This is a genomic window from Microbacterium sp. NPDC090003, assembly GCF_044748385.1.
Classification (GTDB): Bacteria; Actinomycetota; Actinomycetes; order Actinomycetales; family Microbacteriaceae; genus Microbacterium.
The window spans coordinates 955,796-974,232 of sequence record NZ_JBIVFW010000001.1; the positions used below are offsets into that span (position 1 = coordinate 955,796).

Below are 18,437 nucleotides of genomic sequence, written 5' to 3' on the forward strand. Positions count from 1 at the left end.
GGCATCCGCCCCTCTTTCATGTGCGGGGCCGGTCCCGCACCGGCGCCTTCGGCGGATACACCCACGTCACGAGCACCACCGAGATGATCATGAGCAGGAACCACGACACGAGCTTGCTCGGCGAGACGGGTTGCCATCCGTCGACCTGATCCGGGTACGCCCAGGCACCGGCCAGTGTGCCGATGTTCTCGGCGAAGTAGATGAAGACCGCGACGCCGGCGAAGGCCAGCAGAAGCGGGATGCGCAACGTGCGCCGCCACACCCGCGCGTGCATGACCGTGGGCAGCCAGAGCACCAGAACGGCGATCAGCAGAACCCAGCGCGCATCCCACCAGTAGTGGTGCGCGAAGAAGTTCGCGTAGATCGCCGCGGCGACGAGCGCGGTGAGCCATCTGCGCGGGTAGCGCGTGAAACCGAGGTCGAACAGGCGGTACACGCGCACCATGTACGAGCCGACCGCCGCGTACATGAAGCCGCTGAACAGCGGCACTCCGCCGATACGGAGGACGCCGTCGGCGGCATACGCCCACGAACCCACGTCCGTCTTGAACAGCTCCATGGCCGTGCCGGTGACGTGGAAGAGCAGGATCACCCACAGCTCGCGTCCGCTCTCGAGCCGGAACACCAGCATCGCGACCTGGATGAGCACCGCGGCGATCGTGAGGGCGTCGTTGCGGGCGAGGACCGCGTCATCGGGATACCAGAGCCGCGCGGCGACGATCACGACGAGGAGCGCCGCACCGAAGATGCACGCCCACGCCTGCTTGAGCACGAAGACGGCGAATTCGACGAGGAACGCGCGGATGCCGTTCGCCGGAGCATCGCGGAGAAGGCGGTGAGCGGCCGCGTCGATACGTCGCTCGAGCGAGGTGGCGCGTTGCATCGGGCGAGCGTATCGACGACGACGGCGAGAGCGCCGGGAGTCGACCGCCAGTATGCCGGGAAGCTCCGTCAGGGGTAGCGCGGTGTGGTACCGGAGGCGCGCGCGATCAGTCGCTCGACCATCTCGTCGCTCGTGGTGTTCTCCCCCGGCCGGTTGGGCTTGCCACTGCCGTGGTAGTCGCTGGAGCCGGTCACGATGAGATCGCGCCGCGCGGCGAGTTCGCGCAGCAGGGTCTTCCCCGCCTCGGTGTTCTCCCGGTGGTCGATCTCGAAGCCGCCGAGCCCCGCGTCGATCAGTCGTTCGAGGAACGACACCGGCATCATGCGGTCGCGACCGGAGGTCACGGGGTGGGCGATGATCGCCACTCCCCCGGCATCCGTGATGAGCCGGACGGCGGTGAGGGGATCCGGCGCGTAGTGCGGCTCGTAGTACCCCTCGCGCGGATGCAGGATGCCGTCGAACGCCTCGGTGCGGTCGCGGACGATCCCTCGTGCGACGAGCGCATCCGCGATGTGCGGGCGACCGACCGTCGCGTCCGGCGTGGTCTGGGCGAGCACGTCATCCCAGTGCAGGTCGTAGTCGCGGCCGATGCTGCGGACGATCCGCTCGGCCCGGCCGATGCGGTCGCCGCGGATGCGATCCGTCTCCGCGCGCAGAGCCGCGTCGTCGGGGTCGAACAGGTAGCCCAGCACGTGGACGCTGCGCCACTCGTGCTTCGCCGACAGCTCCATCCCCGGCAGGAAGGTCATGCCCCGCGCCGCCGTCGCCTCTGCCGCCTCCCCCCAGCCGGTCGTGCGGTCGTGGTCGGTGAGCGCGATCGTGCGCAGTCCGTGCGCATGCGCCTGGCGCACGACCTCGGCCGGCGCCTCGGTCCCGTCGGAGTGATTCGAGTGCAGATGCAGGTCGGCGGGACCGACGAATCGACGGGAGTGCTCAGGGGCCATCCTCCGAGCGTACCGAGCGGGGCGGACGCCGGACGCACCGGAGGCGAGTCCCGCCTGTCGCGGCAGGGACTTCACAGGCGGCGCTCCTAGGCTGGAGGGGATGTTTCGCCTCCTCGGAATCCTGATCACCGTGCTGTTCGCCGCCGCCACGGCGGTCGTGGTGTGGCCGCAGTTCTTCCGGTTGGAGCAGACCTATCCCTTCGCCCAGGTCGTCGCGGCGCGTGGCGTGGTGCTGGGCGTCTTCGTCGTGATCGCGCTCCTCGCGCTGCTGCTCCTGCTCGCCCGCCCGTTGCGCGGCTTCGCCGCCTCGATCCTCATCGTCGCACTGCTCGGAGCCGGAGCGACCGGCATCATCGGAGCGACCCGCGGATTCGGCACGGCGGCCCTCCCCGACAAGGCGGAGACGAGCGTGCGCGTCCTGACCTGGAACACCGCCGGCGAGGCGGTGTCGGCCGACCAGATCGCCCAGGAGATCCTCGACCAGGGAGCCGACATCGTCGCGCTGCCCGAGACGACCGAGGCCGTGGGCGAACGCATCGCGCTCATGCTGCGCGAGCAGGGTCATCCGATGTGGGTGCACCACGTGCAGTTCCGCCCCGATGTTCCCGATGGGCCGCAGTCCTGGCAGACGACCGTCCTGGTCTCCCCCGACCTCGGGGAGTACTCGGTCATCGAGTCCTCGCAGGACGGCACGAGCAACACCGGTTCGGTGCCCAGCGTCGTACTGATGCCGGTCGACGGGAGCGGGCCGACGGTCGTCGCTGTGCACGCCGTGGCGCCCCGCGTGGAGGAGATGCAGCAGTGGCGGTCCGATCTCCAGTGGATCGCCGACCAGTGCCCCGCGGGGGATTTCATCCTCGCGGGCGACTTCAACGCGACGATCGACCACATGGCCGGACTCGGCATCGAGGGCGGCGACATCGGGTACTGCCGCGACGTCGCTTCGCGCACAGGCAACGGGGTCGTCGGAACCTGGCCCAGCTCGCTGCCCCCGTTGGCGGGCGCTCCCATCGATCATGTGATGGCCTCGCAGAACTGGACGCCCACCGGTTCGGTCGTGCTCGACGACGCCGGTGGCAGCGATCACCGGGCCCTCGTGGTGCAGCTCGAGCCTGCGGGTTGAGAGGCGGCGCGCATCCCCGGGTGAGAGACTGGACGGATGAGCACCGCAGCAGAACGCGACACGATCGCCGAACCCGTCGTCGAGAACAGCAACACGAATCGCAAGCAGCCGTTCCCGCAGGGCTTCCTCGACACCATCTCGACCGGCTGGGCCGAGCGTCCCGAGACGCTTCCCGCCGCGCGTGAGCAGGCGCCCTACGCCGCCGTGCGTCGCGCCGCGCTCTCGGCCGCGTTCCCCGGCAAGCGCCTCGTCATCCCGGCGGGCTCCCTCAAGCAGCGCAGCAACGACACCGACTACGTGTTCCGCGCGCACTCCGCCTTCGCGCACCTCACCGGCTGGGCATCCGACACCGAGCCCGACTCGGTGCTCGTCTTCGACCCGACCGACGACGGCCACGACGTCACCCTGTACTTCCGCGAGCGCGCCGACCGCACCACGACCGAGTTCTACGCCGACGCCACCGTCGGAGAGTTCTGGATCGGACCGCGCCCCTCGCTGGCCGGCGTCGCCGCCGATCTCGCCCTCACCACCGCGCATCTGGCCGAGTTCGCACCGGCCGAGGGCGAGCTGGTGCTCGACGACGACGAGACGCTGACCCGCGTGGTCTCCGAGCTGCGCCTCATCAAGGACGACTTCGAGATCGCCGAGATGCGCCGCGCGGTCGAGATCACCGCCGCGGGCTTCGACGACATCATCCGCGAACTCCCCTCCGCCGTCGCACACGCGCGCGGCGAACGCGTCGTCGAGGGCGTGTTCCACCGCCGAGCGCGCGAGGACGGCAACGGAGAGGGCTACGACACCATCGCCGCCTCCGGCCCCCACGCCTGCTACCTGCACTGGACTCGCAACGACGGCGCCGTGGTGCCCGGCGACCTGATCCTCGTCGACGCCGGCGTCGAGGCCGACAGCCTCTACACCGCCGACATCACCCGGACGCTGCCCGTCTCCGGCACGTTCACCGACGTGCAGCGCCGTGTCTACGAAGCCGTGCGCGAGGCGGCCGACGTCGCCTTCGCCGCGGCGAAGGTCGGGGTGCGCTTCCGCGACATCCACGCTGCGGCGATGACCGTGATCGCGGCTCGCGTCGCGGAGTGGGGTCTGCTCCCCGTCACGGCCGAGGAGGCCCTCGACGCCGACGCCGGCGGCCAGCACCGCCGCTACATGGTGCACGGCACCTCGCACCACCTCGGCATCGACGTGCACGACTGCGCTCAGGCCCGCCGCGAGATGTACTACGACGGCATCGTCACCCCGGGCATGGTGTTCACGATCGAGCCCGGCCTGTACTTCCAGATCGACGACCTCACCGTCCCCGCCGAGCTCCGCGGGATCGGCGTGCGCATCGAGGACGACATCCTCATGACCGAGGACGGCCCCGTCAACCTGTCGGCCGGCATCCCCCGCACGGCCGACGAGATCGAGGCCTGGATCGCCCGCGTCCAGAGCTGATCCCTCGGGACTCAGATCCGAGCTGCGAAGTCCACGAGGAGGGGCGCGAGCCCGGCGCCGATATCGGATGCCGGACGCTTGCGCCCCTTCACCTCGAAACTATGACCTCCGCCGTCGATCCAGGCGACGCGTGCATCCCGGCAGGTCTCGACGACCTCCTCGAACTGCGTGAGCGGCTGGATGAAGGGGTCGTTGGACCCCTCGACGAACAGCTGCGGCACGGCGATCGCCGGCAGATGCTCGGCGCGCAGCTTCTCGGGGGCGCCCGGCGGGTGCAACGGATATCCGAGATAGACGAGCGCGTCGACGTCGAGTCCCTCGGCCACGGCCATCGAGGCCATCCGTCCGCCGTACGATTTGCCTGCCGCGATGATCCGCGCCGTCGGGTCGAGTTCCCGCTCCGCGGCGACGGCGGCACGCCACGTCGCGATCGCGTGCGCGGCCGGACCCGGCATCCGTCGCCCCTGCTCCACGTAGGGGAAGTTGAATCTCGCGGTCGAGAATCCGGCCGCCGTCAACGCGGCGGAGAGCCCGGCGAGGAACGGGTGATCCATGCCGGCGCCCGCACCGTGGGCGATCAGGATCGTGCCGTGCTCGCCCTGGGTGCGCTCGACCGAGACCTGCGCGGGCCCTGCGGGCAGGGCGACCTCGAACGACGAGCGTCCGGACGCGAGCATCAGGCGGGCTCGGGCGTACCTGCGGCGGGAGCGTCGCCCTCGCCCGGCTTCGCGGGCCTGCCCTGCTCCGTGTCGCCGGGCTCGGCGCCCTCGGGGGCGGTCGGAGCGTCGGCACCGGGAGCGACGGGCGCAGCCGGCCGCGGCGGGATCACCGGGTCGCCGGCCGGCACGGGAGCCGGGGCCGGGGCGCCCGGAGTGATCCGCTCGCCGTAGCGCGGGGGCTCATCGAGATCGACCGGCGGGCGAACGGGCGCCTGGCGAGCGGTCCCGAGCGCCTGACGGGCCTTCACGAGCGACGCCGGCAGCACCGTGACCTCATAGTGGTCGGCCGCCAGCTGCGTCACGCTGGCGAAGTCGCGACGGCGGCGGACGATCGCGAAGGTCACGAGGCTGAGGATCATGCCGATCGCCACACCGATGAGCACGAAGCCCAGGAACAGCTGGATCGGGACCTCGGGGTTGCCGATCACGAGGATCGCCGAGAGGAAGAGGCCGATGAGCACGCCGTTCACCGCGCCGGAACGCGCGGCCGTCGCGTAGCCGAGGCGACCGGTGATGCGCTCGACCGTGCGGACGCCCTGGCCCACGATCGCGATGTCACGGGCGGGGATCTCGGCGGCGATCAGCGTCGACACGGTCTTCTGCGCGGTCGCGTAGTCACGGGTGGACGCGACCTTCTCGCCGGTGTCGGTGCTGTTCACGGGACGGTTGAGCATGCTCATCCGCCCATTGTCCCACGCCTCGATGCGCGCATCCTCGGAGCGCCGATCCGGAGGACGCGCGGGGCCGCGCGGACTACGCTGGATGAGTGAGCACACAACGGGTATTCGCCGCGCGCCTGGCAGGTTGCGCCGTCTTCGACCCCGTCGGCGACCGGCTCGGCAAGGTCCGGGACGTCGTCATCGTGTACCGAAGTACCGCGGCCCCGCGCGTGATCGGCCTCGTCGTCGAGATCCCGGGCCGCCGACACGTCTTCCTGTCGATCGGTCGGGTCACCTCGATCCGCTCCGGTCAGGTCATCAGCACCGGCCTCATCAACGTGCGCCGCTTCTCGCCGCGCGCCGGCGAGGTGCGCGTCCTCGCCGAGATGCTGGGGCGCCGTGTCAGTTTCGCCGACGGCAGCGGCACGGCCGTCATCGAAGACGTCGCCATCGAGCCGAATCGACTCGGGGAGTGGGCCGTCAGCCAGCTGTTCCTCCGGAAGCCGAAGACCAGCGCCTCGCCGTTCGCCAAGGGGTCGACGACGTTCGCCGCCTGGAGCGAGGTCACCGAGCAGCGCGCGCCCGGGGAGTCGCAGTCCGCCGAGCAGCTGGTGGCGTCGTACTCCGAGCTGCACGCGGCCGACCTCGCCAACACGCTCCTCGATCTTCCGCAGCAGCGCATGATCGAGGTCGCCGAGGAGCTGTCCGACGACCGCCTCGCCGACGCCATGGAGGAGATGCCCGAGGACGAGCAGGTGCACATCCTCGACCGGCTCGGCGACGAGCGCGCCGCCGACATCCTCGACCAGATGGAACCGGACGACGCGGCCGACCTGCTCGCCCAGCTCCCCCCGAACCGTCTGGAGCACCTCCTCGAGCTCATGGAGCCGGAGGAGGCCGAAGACGTGCGCATGCTGCTGCGCTACGGCCCCGACACCGCCGGCGGGCTGATGACGCCCGAGCCGATCGTGCTCTCGGCCGACGCGACGGTCGCCGAGGCGCTCGCGCTGATCCGCCGTCACGAGCTGCACCCCGCCCTCGCGGCCGCGGTCTTCGTCACCCTTCCGCCGTTCGAGACGCCGACGGGCCGCCTCCTGGGCGTCGTGCACTTCCAGCGGATGCTGCGCTACCCGCCGCACGAGCGCCTCGGCGCGATCGTCGACGACAGTCTCGAACCGGTGGCCGCCACGGCATCCGCGGCCGAGGTCGCCCGTCTGCTGGCCAGCTACGACCTCGTCTCGCTCCCCGTGGTGGACGCTGCGCACCGGCTCGTCGGCGCGATCAGCGTCGACGACGTGCTCGACTACCTGCTGCCCGACGACTGGCGCACGCACGACGTCGACGAGGTGTCGGACGACACGACCACGGAGGTGCGCTGATGGCCCGCTCCCCCCGCCTCGACGCCCCGCTGGGGCGCGGCACGACCCGTCAGCGTCCGACCTCGCGCGACCGCTTCGGCCGATTCACCGAATGGGTGGCCCGCGCGATGGGCACACCCGCGTTCCTCCTGATCCTCAGCCTCTTCTGCATCCTGTGGATCGTGTGGAACACGATGTCGCCCACCAGCCTGCGGTTCGACGATGCCGCTCTCGGATTCACCGCTCTGACCCTCGTGCTCTCTTTACAGGCCTCGTACGCCGCCCCGCTGATCCTGCTCGCTCAGAACCGGCAGGACGACCGCGACCGGGTGCAGATCGAGCAGGACCGTCAGCGCGCCGAGCGGAACCTCGCCGACACCGAGTACCTCGCCCGCGAGATCGTCGCGCTGCGCATGGCGCTCGAGGAGCGCAACTCGCAGGTCGTCACGCGCGACGTGCTGCGCCAGGAGCTCAAGGCGCTGCTCGCCGACCTCGGCGACCACGAGGCCGAACCCGAGGCCCCGTCGGCCTCTTCCGCGCCGACCACGGGTCCGGTGGCGACGAGGCCTCCGCGGCGCCCGCGCGCATGACGTCCGCCGATGACGTCCGGCGCGCGGTCGCCGCGGTATCCGATCCGGAACTCCGACGCCCGATCGGCGACCTCGACATGGTGCGCGACATCGTCGTGGAGGGCAGCAGCGCCACCGTCGGGATCGTCCTGACGATCGTCGGCTGCCCGGCCGCGACGAAGATCGAATCCGATGTGCGCCGTGCCGCGGCATCCGTTCCCGGCATCGACGTCGTCGAGGTCGAGGTCGGGGTGATGACACCCGAGGAGCGCAAGCGACTGACCGAGAAGCTGCGCGGCGGCAGAGCGCCCCGCCAGATGCCCTTCGGCCCGGACTCCCTGACCCGCGTGATCCTCGTCTCCAGCGGCAAGGGCGGCGTCGGCAAGTCGACCGTCACCGCGAATCTCGCCGTCGCCCTCGCCGACCTCGGCCTCGCGGTCGGTCTCGTCGACGCGGACGTGCACGGCTTCTCGATCCCCGGACTCCTCGGCATCCCCGCGGGCACGCAGCCGACCCGCATCGACGACCTCATGCTGCCGCCGGTCGCGCACGGCGTGAAGACCATCTCGATCGGGATGTTCCTGCGCGAAGGCGAGGGAGTGGTCGCGTGGCGCGGCCCCATGCTCCACCGCACCGTGTCGCAGTTCCTCACGGACGTGCACTTCGGCGACCTCGACATCCTGCTGATCGACATGCCGCCGGGCACCGGCGACATCGCCATCTCGATCGGACAGCTGCTGCCGCACGCCGAGGTGCTCGTGGTGACGACCCCGCAGGCGGCCGCCGCCGAGGTCGCCATCCGCAGCGGACTCGTCGCGCGCCAGACCGGTCAGCGCGTGATCGGGGTGGTCGAGAACATGGCGGGCCTCACGCTTCCCGACGGGTCCGTGGTCGATCTGTTCGGCACGGGCGGTGGAGCCGCGGTCGCGGAGGCACTGTCATCCGACGGCGCCGGCGTCCCTCTGCTGGCCTCGATCCCCCTGAGCCCCGCCCTGCGCGCCGGCGGGGACGCGGGTGCTCCGATCGTGCGGGATGCCGAGCCGGATGCTGCGGCCACAGCCATCCGCACCCTCGCACGTTCCCTGGCCGGGCGCGGGCGCGGACTCGCCGGACGCCCACTGCCAATGTCGCTCGGCTGAGGTCGCGACCGCCGTCGATCGCCGATGCGATCAGGTGGCTTCGAGATCGAACGGCGGCAGCTCGCCGGGAGTGAACCTCTGCGGCGGGGTGCGCGGCTCGGGTTCGGCGATGGCGGCGGCCGCCGCCATCGGATGCGCCGGCGGGGTCGGCTCCTCGAGGAGGGCATCCCGGATGATGCGACGGGGGTCGTACTGGCGGGGGTCGAGCTTGCGCCAGTCGACGTCGTCGAGCTCGGGTCCCATCTCGTCGCGCACGCGGGTGCGCGTGTCGCGGAGATACTCCCCGGCGCGGCGCACGACCTTGGCGAAGCCCTCGGCCATGCGCGGAAGGCGTTCGGGACCCACGATGAGCACCGCGATGAGACCGATCAGCAGAAGCTTCTCGAAGGTCAACCCGAACTGCATCTGTCCAGGCTACCGCCGCGCCTGCGCTCCGCGTGCGCACCGAGCCAATACGCTGGGAGGAGTCACAGCGTGGACGGGAGGATCAGGTCATGAGCGAACACGACGCGAACGCACGTTTCATCCGAGAGTCCCTCACGGAACCGGATGCGATCGCTCGCGCTCGGGCGCACGGCGTCGAACTCGGAGCGGCGCCGATCAGCATCGCCGTCGGTTCCCAGATCGCCGTGCTCGCCGCCGCGACCGCCGCCCGCTCGATCGTCGAGATCGGCACCGGCGCCGGAGTCTCCGGACTCTGGCTGCTGCGCGGCGCGCCGCAGGCCGTGCTCACCTCGATCGACAACGAGCCCGAGCACCTCGCCGCGGCCCGCCAGTCGTTCTCCGACGCGAAGGTCCCGGCCACCCGCGCCCGCTTCATCACGGGCCGCGCCGCCGATGTGCTCCCCCGGATGAACGAGGACGCCTACGACATCGTGCTCGTCGACGCCGATCCCGAGAACGTCATCGACTACGTCGAACACGGACTGCGCCTCGTCCGCCGCGGCGGTATCGTGCTCGTCCCCCGCGTTCTCGCGGGTGGACGCGTGGCCGACCCCGTGCAGCGCGACGAGATCACGGCGGGCTACCGCTCGCTGATCCAGGAGACCCAGGAGTCGTCGGCCGTGCTCGCGACCGTGTCTCCCGCCGGCGAGGGCCTGCTGCAGCTGATCAGCGTCGCCGAGCGCGACTGACGCGCCCCGCGACCGACGAAGGAGGCGGCGGATCCGATGATCCGCCGCCTCCTTCGATTGATCCGTCGAGACGGATCGGGGTGACTCAGGCCGGTGCCACGACGGCTGCCAGCACGTCGTGAAGCTCCTTGGCCTCGGCGTCGTTCACGGAGACGACCAGACGGCCTCCTCCTTCGAGCGGAACGCGCACGATGATGAGTCGTCCTTCTTTCACGGCCTCCATGGGGCCGTCCCCGGTCCTCGGCTTCATCGCTGCCATCGCGGCTTCCTTTCCTCGGTGGTATGGGAAGAGTTTATCGGTGTCGTCGCGACCTGAGCGTCACCTGTGAAGAAATACATCGACTCTTCCTGTTCACGGCACCTGCCAGAACGTGTTCCCGAGCGCGTAGACGAAGAAGATCCACACGCCCTGACCCGCGAGGCACAGCGCCAGAATGCTCAGTCGCCAGAGCCGCGCGCGCGGCACCGCGACCGCTCCCCAGAGCGGACTGATCGGAAGGAGCAGTCGGAAAGTGCTCGACTGCGGGAAGAAAACGGCCAGCAGGTACAGCAGATAGCTCGCGCTCCAGAGCCGCAGATCGAGTCCGAGCGCTCGTACCTGCGGCGAGCGCAGGAGCACGAGTCCGGCGGCCACGACGATGGCCACGAGTACGATCGGTCCCCACCATGCGGGCATCCCCCACTGGGCGAACCAGAACTGCGACGCCTGGATCCAGCCCTCGAAGGGCACGAACCCGGCCACTCCCCCGCTTATCCAGTGCTGACGCCAGGCCAGCTCGGTGGCGAGGTACGCCCCCATGTCGCCCGTGACGAGACCGGCGATCACCTGCCAGGAGAACCCGGCGACGGTCGCCAGTGCCGCCGTCGCGACGATGTGCACGATCTCGACGGTCGTCAGCGGTTCGCGGCGCCGATTCACCCAGCGGGCGATGCCGTGGAGGCCGAGCAGCAACGCGAACGCCAGGATGCCCGGGCGGGTGAACGCCATGATCGGGAGCAGGAGGTACAGCCAGGCGTATCGGCGCCGGATCACCGCGTCCAGCGCCAGGAAGAGCAGGAGCAGGAACAGCGTTTCGGCGTATCCCACCTGGAACATCGCCGCGAGCGGACCTGCGGCGAAGAACACCACCGCCCACAGCGCCGCAGAGGATCCGATCCGGTCGCGCAGCAGCCGGTGCAGGGCGAGACAGGCGAGGTATCCGGCCACGAACGAGAGCAGGAACGCGCCGACTCCCCAGGAACCGAAGAGCAGGCCGATCGCCTTCGCCGCATAGGCGAAGACGGGCATGAAGGCCCACTGGTTCTCGACGACGGTGCCCGCGTCGGTCAGCTCGAGCGTCGTGGGATACCCGCTCTCCGCGACCAGCCAGTACCACTGCGCATCCCAGCCGAGCACGAAGTCGGCCAGTCCGGCATCCGCTCCGAAACGCGACAGCGACGTCGAGGCGGATGCCGCGACGAGGAGGAAGCCCGTCGTGACGAGCCGGGCGAGCAGGTAGATGACGGCGATGCGCAGCGGCAGAGGCATCTGCGCCCACCGACGCGCGATGCTCAGTGCGAGCCGAGCCACGCCCGCAGTCCCCGCTCGACGGCGTCGATCTGCGCGACGGGGACGCGCTCCTCGTCATGGTGGGCGAGGTGGGGATCGCCGGGACCGTAGTTCACGGCCGGGATGCCGAGCGCAGAGAACCGGGCGACGTCGGTCCAGCCGTACTTGGGGCGCGGTTCGGCGCCGACGGCGGCGACGAACTGCCGGGCGATGGGCGCGTCGAGACCGGGACGAGCGCCCTCCGCCGAGTCCGTGACCTCGAGGTCGAAGCCTGCGAGCACACTGCGCAGGTGAGCCTCGGCATCCGCCGCCGACTTGCTCGGGGCGAACCGGTAGTTGATCTCGACCTCGCAGGCATCGGGGATGACGTTGCCGGCGACGCCGCCGCTGATGCGTACGGCACTGAGGCTCTCGCGATACAGAAGGCCCTCGACCAGCACCTCCCGCGCCCGGTACTCCCCCAGGCGGGTGAGGATGGGAGCCGCCCGGTGGATCGCATTCTCGCCGATCCAGGCGCGTGCGCTGTGCGCGCGGACACCGCTCGTACGCACGATTGCGCGCATGGTGCCGTTGCATCCGCCCTCGACCTCACCGTCGGACGGCTCTCCGAGAATCGCGAAGTCGGCGACGAAGAGATCGGGACGCACGGCGGCGAGCAGACCGAGTCCGTTCTTCGACGCCTCGACCTCCTCGTTGTCGTACCACATCCACGTGATGTCAATCACGGGATCGGTGAGCTCGGCGGCGAGCTTCAGCTGCACCGCCGTCCCCGCCTTCATGTCGACCGTGCCGCGACCCCAGAGGTACGCCTCGCCGTCGACGTCGATCAGCCGGGTGGGCAGGTTGTCGTTGATCGGGACGGTGTCGATGTGGCCGGCGATCGCCACCCGCTGGGCGCGACCGAGTGCGGTTCGGGCGACGATCGTGTTGCCGTGCCGGATCACCTCGAGGTGGTCGAGGGGCGCGAGCGCCTGTTCGATCGCGTCGGCCAGGGTCTTCTCGTCTCCGGAGACGCTCGCGATGTCGCAGATCGCGCGCGTGAGGTCGAGAGAGGATGCGGTCAGATCGAGCACCATGCCCCCAGCCTATGACTTCGGCGCGCGGTCGTCGGACGCCGGTCACACGGGCCGAGTCGCATCGCGGGAGCCGGTACCGTGGAGGCATGACTGATGCGCGCACCGTCTGGGGAATCGGACTCACGACCATCGCCGGCGACGGCACGGTTCTCGACGCCTGGTACGCCGCACTCGGCACCGACGCCCTGTCGGGGGATGCCGCGGCCGATCTCGACGGACTCACCGGTCCCGATGCACGGCGCAACGTGACCGTCGAGCCCGTGCGGCTCGAGATCGACCTCGATGCCGCTCCGGCGTCGACCGCCGACGCCTACCTGCGTCTGCACGCGCTCTCGCACCTGCTGGTGCGCCCGAACGAGCTGAACCTCGACGGCATCTTCGGTCACCTCCCGAACGTCGCCTGGACGAACGCCGGCCCTGTGCTCCCGGCCGACGCCGCACGCCTGCGCCCCCAGCTCCAGCGTGCGGGCATCCAGGTGCAGGGACTCGACAAGTTCCCCCGCCTGACCGACTACCTCCAGCCGCAGGGCGTACGCATCGCCGACGCCTCGCGCGTGCGCCTCGGCGCTCACCTCGCTCCGGGCACCACCGTGATGCACGAGGGCTTCGTCAACTTCAACGCGGGGACCCTCGGCGCATCGATGGTCGAGGGCCGCATCTCGCAGGGCGTCGTCGTGGGCGACGGCAGCGACATCGGCGGCGGCGCATCGATCATGGGAACCCTCTCGGGCGGCGGCTCGCACCGCGTGTCGATCGGGTCCCGCACTCTGCTGGGCGCGAACGCAGGCATCGGCATCTCGCTGGGCGACGACTGCGTGGTCGAGGCGGGCCTCTACGTCACCGCCGGCACCAAGATCGTGCTCGTCGACGGCCCGGTGACCGCCGAAGGCACCCGCAGAAATGTGAAGGGCGCCGAGCTCTCGGGGCAGAACGGCCTGTTGTTCCGCCGCAACTCGATCAGCGGCGCGGTCGAGGCCGTTCGTCGCACCGGCGTCGGGGTCACGCTCAACGAGGCGCTGCACGCCTGACGCGCGGTTTTCCGTGCCTGCGGCCGTCGAGGGGCGGGCGCTGATAGACTAACTCCGTTGCCCGAGCACGATGCTCGCCAACATCGTCGTCGTCACGGGGTCTCTGAGGACCGAAGCGAGTCACCCGGCTCCCCCACCAGCGCTCTGCTGGCCTTTCGAACGGCGAACCGATGCGCACGCCGCCTGCGAGCGCCGTCGCCCACCTCAGCCCACTATCGTGCGTGTCTTCTCGCGTACGGACGGAGTCATCCATGCCTACTTTCCTCGAACTCGGCGTTCCCGCCGAACTCGCCGCCGTTCTCGCCGATTCCGGCAAGACCGAAGCCTTCGCGATCCAGCGCGACACCCTGCCCGACTCGCTCGCCGGCCGCGACCTGCTCGGCCGCGGTCGCACCGGCAGCGGTAAGACGATCGCCTTCGCGCTCCCCCTCGTCGCCCGCCTCGCCGCGTCCGGCAAGCAGCGTCGTGCGGGTCTCCCCCGCGGTCTGGTGCTCGCCCCGACCCGCGAGCTCGCGACTCAGATCGCCGCCACCATCTCGCCTCTCGCCGAGGCCGCCGGCCTGCGGGTGACCACCGTCTTCGGCGGCGTCAGCCAGCGCCCGCAGGAGCAGGCGCTGCGCGGTGGCGTCGACATCGTCGTCGCGTGCCCCGGCCGCCTCGAAGACCTCATGAAGCAGCAGATCGTGCGACTCAGCGCGGTCGAGGTCGCCGTTCTCGACGAGGCCGACCACATGGCCGATCTCGGCTTCCTGCCCGGTGTCACGCGCATTCTCACCGCGACTCCGGCCGGCGGACAGCGTCTCCTCTTCAGCGCGACGCTCGACCGCGGCATCGATTCGCTCGCCCGCCGCTTCCTCTCGAACCCGGTCAGCCACGAGGTCGACGAGGAGAGCGTCCCCGTGGGCGAGATGACGCACCGCGTGCTCGTCGTCGACTCCACCGAGAACAAGACGACCCTCGTTCGCGACCTCGCGTCCGGCACCGGTCGCCGTATCCTGTTCACCCGCACCAAGCACCAGGCGAAGAAGCTCGCCAAGCAGCTCACCGCAGCGGGCATCCCCGCCGTCGACCTGCACGGCAACCTCTCGCAGAACGCCCGTGAGCGCAACCTCGGCGCGTTCTCCTCGGACCCCGCCGACGGCGGAGTGCGCGTGCTGGTCGCGACCGACGTCGCCGCCCGTGGAGTGCACGTCGACAACGTCGACCTGGTCGTGCACGTCGATCCGCCCATGGAGCACAAGGCGTACCTGCACCGCTCGGGCCGCACCGCCCGCGCCGGTGCCGCCGGCACCGTCGTCACGGTCGTGCTCCCCGAGCAGCGCCGCGACGTCAAGGACCTGCTCCGCAAGGCGGCGATCGTCGCGCCTCTCGAAGACGTGACCGCCGGTGCCGTGACCGAGCTCGTCCCGGAGCGCGCTCCTCACGTGCGTCCCGCCCCGGTGCAGGCTCCGCAGCGTCAGGCGCCGAAGCAGCGCCCCGCCGGCGGCGAACGCAGCGGCGCGGCGAACCCGCCCGCGCGTCGTCGTCGTCCGCGTTCCGGTGGCGGTCAGGGCCAGGGCCAGGGCGGCGGATTCGCGCGCCAGGGCAGCCAGGGTCGTCAGGGCGGCCAGGGTGGACAGTCCCGCCAGGGGGGCCGCAGTTCGCAGGGACGCTGACGCGCGGCATCCGCACGTCTACGACCCCGGGGTCCCGTTCCGCACGGAACGGATGACCTCGGGGTCTGCGCATCCGGTGACGAATCCCGCCAGGCGGCGTCGGATCTCGAACCCGAGCACGACGCCGCCGATGCGCTCGGCCAGCGGCGCGAGCCATGCCGGCCGGCACGAGAAGTTGTACTTCCACGTCGCGATCGTGCCCGTGCCGTCCGGCGAGGCGGCGAAGCGCCACCCACCGCCGAGCTTCTCGAAGAACCACGGGCCGCGCTCCATCACCATCCCGACGTTCGTCGGCGGGGCGTACGACACGTAACGGCTGATCATCGACAGCCCGAACCTCTGACGCGTGAACGTACGCACGCCCTTCGCGGCGTGCTGCGCGCCGTCGAGGAAGTACTGCTCGCTGATGAACCCGTCCCAGCGTCGACGCACGGTGCCGGTCGTCTGGGACACCGCGAACGCCGTCGCCGGGTCGACCGGCACGAAGGCCTCAGCGCTGACGACGGGCATCGGCGTCGAGTCAGCGGGTCGGGTAGGAACGCTCCGGAGACCCGGTGTACAGCTGCTGCGGGCGACCGATCTTGGTCTGCGGGTCGAGCTGCAGCTCGCGCCACTGCGCGAGCCAGCCCGGCAGACGGCCGATGGCGAACAGCACCGTGAACATGCGCGTGGGGAAGCCCATCGCCTTGTAGATCACGCCGGTGTAGAAATCGACGTTCGGGTACAGGCGACGCTCGCGGAAATAATCGTCGGCGAGAGCGATCTCCTCGAGCTCCTTCGCGAGGTCGAGCAGCGGGTCCGTCACGCCGAGGGAGGCGAGGACCTCGTCGGCGGCGTCCTTGACGAGCTTGGCGCGCGGGTCGTAGTTCTTGTAGACCCGGTGCCCGAAGCCCATCAGCTTCACGCCCTCTTCCTTGTTCTTCACCCGCTCGACGAAGCGCGAGACGCTCTGACCCGAGTCGCGGATCTGGCCGAGCATCGTGAGAACGGCCTCGTTCGCCCCGCCGTGCAGCGGACCCGAGAGCGCCTGGATGCCGGCGGAGACCGACGCGAACTGGTTCGCACCGGTCGAGCCGACCAGTCGCACGGTCGAGGTCGAGGCGTTCTGCTCGTGGTCCTCGTGCAGGATCAGCAGGAGCTCGAGCGCCTTCGACATGACCGGGTTGATCTCGTACGGCTCGGAGTTGACACCGAAGTTGAGCTTGAGGAAGTTCTCGACGAAGCCGAGCGAGTTGTCGGGGTAGAGGAAGGCCTGGCCGACGCTCTTCTTGTGCGCGTAGGCCGCGATCACCGGGAGCTTCGCGAGCATGCGGATCGTGTTGATCTCGACGTGCTCGGGGTTGTGCGGGTCGGTCTGCCCCTCGTAGTAGGTCGAGAGCGCGGCGACGGCCGAGGACAGAACCGACATCGGGTGCGCCGTGTGCGGCAGAGCAGAGAAGAAGTGCTTGAGGTCTTCGTGCAGCAGCGTGTGGCGACGGATCTTCTCGTCGAACTCAGCCAGCTCGGACTCCGAGGGGAGCTCGCCGTAGATGAGCAGCCAGGCGACCTCGAGGTAGCTGGTGCGACCGGCGAGCTGCTCGATCGGGTACCCGCGATAGCGAAGGATGCCCTTGTCGCCGTCGATGAAGGTGATGTCGGACTTCGTCGACGCCGTGTTGACGAACCCGTAGTCGAGCCCGGTGTAACCGGTCTGACGGGTCAGCGTGGAGAAGTCGATGCTGTTGTGGCCCGCCGTGCCCTGCAGCACGGGGAACTCGGCGGTCGTGTCACCGATGGTCAGCTTCGCCGTGGCCTGCTGGTCTGCCGCTGCACTCACGCGGACCTCCTTGGGTTTCTGCCCGTAGTCTGTCTCGTCTCGCCCCGAGCGGATCGGTCATCCTTGGAACCTGATCTCATCGGAGCGGGCGATCGCACGGCGCACAGCGCCAGGCCGGGTCACGACCGAATCGCCATTACAGCCTAGTAGGCCCGCGCGCCTACTGTCGCATCCGCCAAACGGATCGGCGCTCGGAGGGGGAAACCTACAGATTCTCTCCGGAAGCAGCGGCGTGCAGGCGTCGGGCGGCCTCCGCGACGCGCTCGGTGGGCGCCGTCAGCGCGAGACGAACGTGCGAGGCAGCGCCCACTCCGTAGAACGGGCCGGGGCCTGCCAGGATGCCGAGATCGGCGAGGCGAGACATCGACTCCCAGGCGTCGCGACCCTCGGTCACCCAGAGGTAGAGCCCGGCCTCGGAGCCGTCGAGACGGAAACCGGCAGCCTCCACGGCCGGACGCAACAGATCCCGCCGCTCGCGGTAGAGCTCCTTCTGGACGGCGACGTGCTCGTCGTCACCCAGCGCCACCGCCATGGCGTGCTGCACGGGCTCCGGCGGCATGAGGCCCAGGTGCTTGCGGGCGGTGAGGAGGTCGGCGACGATACGCGCGCACCCGGCGACGAAGGCGGCGCGGTAGCCCGCGAGGTTCGACTGCTTGCTCAGCGAGTAGACGCTGAGCAGGTTGGCCCGCGATCCCCCGGTGACCCGCGGGTCGAGTATCGACGGGATCGCCTCGGTCGCCCAGGCGCCGTCCCAGCCGAGCTCTGCATAGCACTCGTCGCTCGCGATGACGGCATCCAGTTCCCGCGCACGGCGCACCGCGGCGGCCAGTTCCGCGACCGTCCACGTGCGACCGTCGGGATTGCCAGGCGTGTTGATCCAGATGAGCTTGGTGCCCTCGGGCCAGTCCGCGGGGTCGTCGGCGGGAAGGGGCGTCGCTCCGACCACGCGCGCGCCGACGTCGTAGGTCGGGTAGGCGATCTCGGGGTGCACGACGATGTCGCCCTCCCCCAGGCCGAGCAGAGTCGGGAGGAGTGCCACGAACTCCTTCGAGCCGATCGTGGGGAGCACGTTCGCGACGGTGAGGTCGTCGACGCCGCGGCGACGCGCGTACCAGGAGACGATCGCCTCGCGCAGCGCCGGGGTCCCGACGGTCTGCGGGTAGGCGTGCGCATCGGTCGCCTCGGCGAGAGCACGTCGGATGATCTCGGGAGTGGCATCGACGGGTGACCCGACGGAGAGGTCGACGAGACCATCGGCGTGCGCGGACGCCCGCTCACGGAAGGGGACCACGGCGTCCCAGGGGTAGTCGGGGAGGTCGCGGACGCTCACGGCCGCC

The 18,437-nt window shown here is 70.3% G+C and carries 19 protein-coding genes; 8 read left to right on the forward strand and 11 right to left on the reverse strand.

The genetic code is table 11. The features are described from left to right. Nucleotides 1-16: 16 nt before the first annotated feature. Nucleotides 17-883 (reverse strand): DUF817 domain-containing protein, encoded by an 867-nt coding sequence (locus ACIPVN_RS04675; protein WP_400440111.1) that lies wholly within the window; start codon nt 881-883, stop codon nt 17-19. A 68-nt stretch (nt 884-951) separates the two neighbouring features. Beyond that, complete coding sequence (locus tag ACIPVN_RS04680) at nt 952-1,827, reverse strand: PHP domain-containing protein (RefSeq protein ID WP_400440114.1); 876 nt, start codon at nt 1,825-1,827, stop codon at nt 952-954. 100 nt (nt 1,828-1,927) lie between these two features. Here ACIPVN_RS04680 and ACIPVN_RS04685 point away from each other — a divergent pair, with 100 nt between their 5' ends. Together ACIPVN_RS04685 and ACIPVN_RS04690 are read left to right on the forward strand one after the other, a co-directional pair. Then, a complete protein-coding gene (locus tag ACIPVN_RS04685; protein WP_400440118.1) occupies nt 1,928-2,950 on the forward strand; it encodes an endonuclease/exonuclease/phosphatase family protein in 1,023 nt (340 codons plus the stop codon). Nucleotides 2,951-2,986: 36 nt separating this feature from the next. Further along, entirely contained in the window at nt 2,987-4,399 is a 1,413-nt protein-coding gene (locus tag ACIPVN_RS04690; RefSeq protein WP_400440121.1) for an aminopeptidase P family protein, read from the forward strand. Nucleotides 4,400-4,410: 11 nt separating this feature from the next. On the opposite strand, the gene ACIPVN_RS04695 is transcribed toward ACIPVN_RS04690, so the two are convergent. Then, entirely contained in the window at nt 4,411-5,076 is a 666-nt protein-coding gene (locus ACIPVN_RS04695; RefSeq protein ID WP_400440123.1) for an alpha/beta family hydrolase, read from the reverse strand. Continuing rightward, entirely contained in the window at nt 5,076-5,798 is a 723-nt protein-coding gene (locus ACIPVN_RS04700) for a general stress protein (protein ID WP_400440126.1), read from the reverse strand. Before ACIPVN_RS04700 ends, ACIPVN_RS04695 begins: the two co-directional genes overlap by 1 nt. A gap of 86 nt (nt 5,799-5,884) precedes the next feature. Between ACIPVN_RS04700 and ACIPVN_RS04705 the strand changes: the two genes are divergently transcribed. The 3 genes from ACIPVN_RS04705 to ACIPVN_RS04715 are packed head-to-tail and all read left to right on the forward strand — an operon-like array spanning nt 5,885 to nt 8,843. Further along, nucleotides 5,885-7,156: a magnesium transporter MgtE N-terminal domain-containing protein gene (locus ACIPVN_RS04705; protein WP_400440129.1), complete on the forward strand. Its 1,272-nt coding sequence runs from the start codon at nt 5,885-5,887 to the stop codon at nt 7,154-7,156. After that, a complete protein-coding gene (locus ACIPVN_RS04710) occupies nt 7,156-7,725 on the forward strand; it encodes a DUF1003 domain-containing protein (protein ID WP_400440132.1) in 570 nt (189 codons plus the stop codon). The genes ACIPVN_RS04705 and ACIPVN_RS04710 overlap by 1 nt, the downstream gene beginning before the upstream one ends. Then, nucleotides 7,722-8,843, forward strand: coding sequence for an Mrp/NBP35 family ATP-binding protein (locus ACIPVN_RS04715; RefSeq protein ID WP_400440135.1), 1,122 nt, complete (start codon nt 7,722-7,724; stop codon nt 8,841-8,843). The genes ACIPVN_RS04710 and ACIPVN_RS04715 overlap by 4 nt, the downstream gene beginning before the upstream one ends. 30 nt (nt 8,844-8,873) lie before the next feature. On the opposite strand, the gene ACIPVN_RS04720 is transcribed toward ACIPVN_RS04715, so the two are convergent. Further along, nucleotides 8,874-9,248, reverse strand: coding sequence for a Sec-independent protein translocase TatB (locus ACIPVN_RS04720; RefSeq protein WP_400440138.1), 375 nt, complete (start codon nt 9,246-9,248; stop codon nt 8,874-8,876). A gap of 89 nt (nt 9,249-9,337) precedes the next feature. On the opposite strand from ACIPVN_RS04720, the gene ACIPVN_RS04725 reads away from it, so the two are divergent. Then, nucleotides 9,338-9,976 carry an O-methyltransferase gene (locus ACIPVN_RS04725; protein WP_247622945.1) on the forward strand — a complete coding sequence of 213 codons (639 nt, stop codon included), beginning with the start codon at nt 9,338-9,340 and terminating at the stop codon, nt 9,974-9,976. 85 nt (nt 9,977-10,061) lie between these two features. On the opposite strand, the gene ACIPVN_RS04730 is transcribed toward ACIPVN_RS04725, so the two are convergent. From ACIPVN_RS04730 to dapE, 3 genes are all read right to left on the reverse strand, one after another. Next, the gene (locus ACIPVN_RS04730; RefSeq protein WP_017203323.1) at nt 10,062-10,235 is read right to left on the reverse strand and encodes a DUF3117 domain-containing protein; all 174 of its coding nucleotides are present in this window, start codon (nt 10,233-10,235) and stop codon (nt 10,062-10,064) included. A gap of 93 nt (nt 10,236-10,328) precedes the next feature. Then, nucleotides 10,329-11,546, reverse strand: coding sequence for a hypothetical protein (locus tag ACIPVN_RS04735; RefSeq protein WP_400440143.1), 1,218 nt, complete (start codon nt 11,544-11,546; stop codon nt 10,329-10,331). After that, a complete protein-coding gene (gene dapE, locus ACIPVN_RS04740) occupies nt 11,528-12,601 on the reverse strand; it encodes a succinyl-diaminopimelate desuccinylase (protein ID WP_400440145.1) in 1,074 nt (357 codons plus the stop codon). Before dapE ends, ACIPVN_RS04735 begins: the two co-directional genes overlap by 19 nt. Nucleotides 12,602-12,687: 86 nt before the next feature. On the opposite strand from dapE, the gene dapD reads away from it, so the two are divergent. Together dapD and ACIPVN_RS04750 are read left to right on the forward strand one after the other, a co-directional pair. Further along, nucleotides 12,688-13,629: a 2,3,4,5-tetrahydropyridine-2,6-dicarboxylate N-succinyltransferase gene (dapD, locus tag ACIPVN_RS04745; protein WP_400440147.1), complete on the forward strand. Its 942-nt coding sequence runs from the start codon at nt 12,688-12,690 to the stop codon at nt 13,627-13,629. A 251-nt stretch (nt 13,630-13,880) separates the two neighbouring features. Further along, nucleotides 13,881-15,284 (forward strand): DEAD/DEAH box helicase, encoded by a 1,404-nt coding sequence (locus ACIPVN_RS04750; protein WP_400440150.1) that lies wholly within the window; start codon nt 13,881-13,883, stop codon nt 15,282-15,284. An 18-nt stretch (nt 15,285-15,302) separates the two neighbouring features. Here ACIPVN_RS04750 and ACIPVN_RS04755 read toward each other — a convergent pair whose 3' ends face one another. From ACIPVN_RS04755 to dapC, 3 genes are all read right to left on the reverse strand, one after another. Next, entirely contained in the window at nt 15,303-15,794 is a 492-nt protein-coding gene (locus ACIPVN_RS04755; RefSeq protein WP_400440153.1) for an SRPBCC family protein, read from the reverse strand. Nucleotides 15,795-15,804: 10 nt separating this feature from the next. After that, entirely contained in the window at nt 15,805-17,100 is a 1,296-nt protein-coding gene (locus ACIPVN_RS04760) for a citrate synthase (protein ID WP_391477313.1), read from the reverse strand. A gap of 205 nt (nt 17,101-17,305) precedes the next feature. Then, a complete protein-coding gene (gene dapC / locus ACIPVN_RS04765) occupies nt 17,306-18,430 on the reverse strand; it encodes a succinyldiaminopimelate transaminase (protein WP_400440157.1) in 1,125 nt (374 codons plus the stop codon). Between the last annotated feature and the right edge of the window lie 7 nt (nt 18,431-18,437).

What these genes read in the sequence shown, in the direction of transcription:
- ACIPVN_RS04680 (WP_400440114.1), bottom strand. Translation starts at nt 1,827, where the DNA reads ATGGCCCCTGAGCACTCCCGTCGATTCGTCGGTCCCGCCGACCTGCAT.
- ACIPVN_RS04725 (WP_247622945.1), top strand. Translation starts at nt 9,338, where the DNA reads ATGAGCGAACACGACGCGAACGCACGTTTCATCCGAGAGTCCCTCACG.
- ACIPVN_RS04690 (WP_400440121.1), top strand. Translation starts at nt 2,987, where the DNA reads ATGAGCACCGCAGCAGAACGCGACACGATCGCCGAACCCGTCGTCGAG.
- ACIPVN_RS04710 (WP_400440132.1), top strand. Translation starts at nt 7,156, where the DNA reads ATGGCCCGCTCCCCCCGCCTCGACGCCCCGCTGGGGCGCGGCACGACC.
- ACIPVN_RS04685 (WP_400440118.1), top strand. Translation starts at nt 1,928, where the DNA reads ATGTTTCGCCTCCTCGGAATCCTGATCACCGTGCTGTTCGCCGCCGCC.
- ACIPVN_RS04695 (WP_400440123.1), bottom strand. Translation starts at nt 5,076, where the DNA reads ATGCTCGCGTCCGGACGCTCGTCGTTCGAGGTCGCCCTGCCCGCAGGG.
- dapD (WP_400440147.1), top strand. Translation starts at nt 12,688, where the DNA reads ATGACTGATGCGCGCACCGTCTGGGGAATCGGACTCACGACCATCGCC.
- ACIPVN_RS04700 (WP_400440126.1), bottom strand. Translation starts at nt 5,798, where the DNA reads ATGAGCATGCTCAACCGTCCCGTGAACAGCACCGACACCGGCGAGAAG.
- ACIPVN_RS04715 (WP_400440135.1), top strand. Translation starts at nt 7,722, where the DNA reads ATGACGTCCGCCGATGACGTCCGGCGCGCGGTCGCCGCGGTATCCGAT.
- ACIPVN_RS04720 (WP_400440138.1), bottom strand. Translation starts at nt 9,248, where the DNA reads ATGCAGTTCGGGTTGACCTTCGAGAAGCTTCTGCTGATCGGTCTCATC.
- dapE (WP_400440145.1), bottom strand. Translation starts at nt 12,601, where the DNA reads ATGGTGCTCGATCTGACCGCATCCTCTCTCGACCTCACGCGCGCGATC.
- ACIPVN_RS04675 (WP_400440111.1), bottom strand. Translation starts at nt 883, where the DNA reads ATGCAACGCGCCACCTCGCTCGAGCGACGTATCGACGCGGCCGCTCAC.
- ACIPVN_RS04755 (WP_400440153.1), bottom strand. Translation starts at nt 15,794, where the DNA reads ATGCCCGTCGTCAGCGCTGAGGCCTTCGTGCCGGTCGACCCGGCGACG.
- ACIPVN_RS04750 (WP_400440150.1), top strand. Translation starts at nt 13,881, where the DNA reads ATGCCTACTTTCCTCGAACTCGGCGTTCCCGCCGAACTCGCCGCCGTT.
- ACIPVN_RS04730 (WP_017203323.1), bottom strand. Translation starts at nt 10,235, where the DNA reads ATGGCAGCGATGAAGCCGAGGACCGGGGACGGCCCCATGGAGGCCGTG.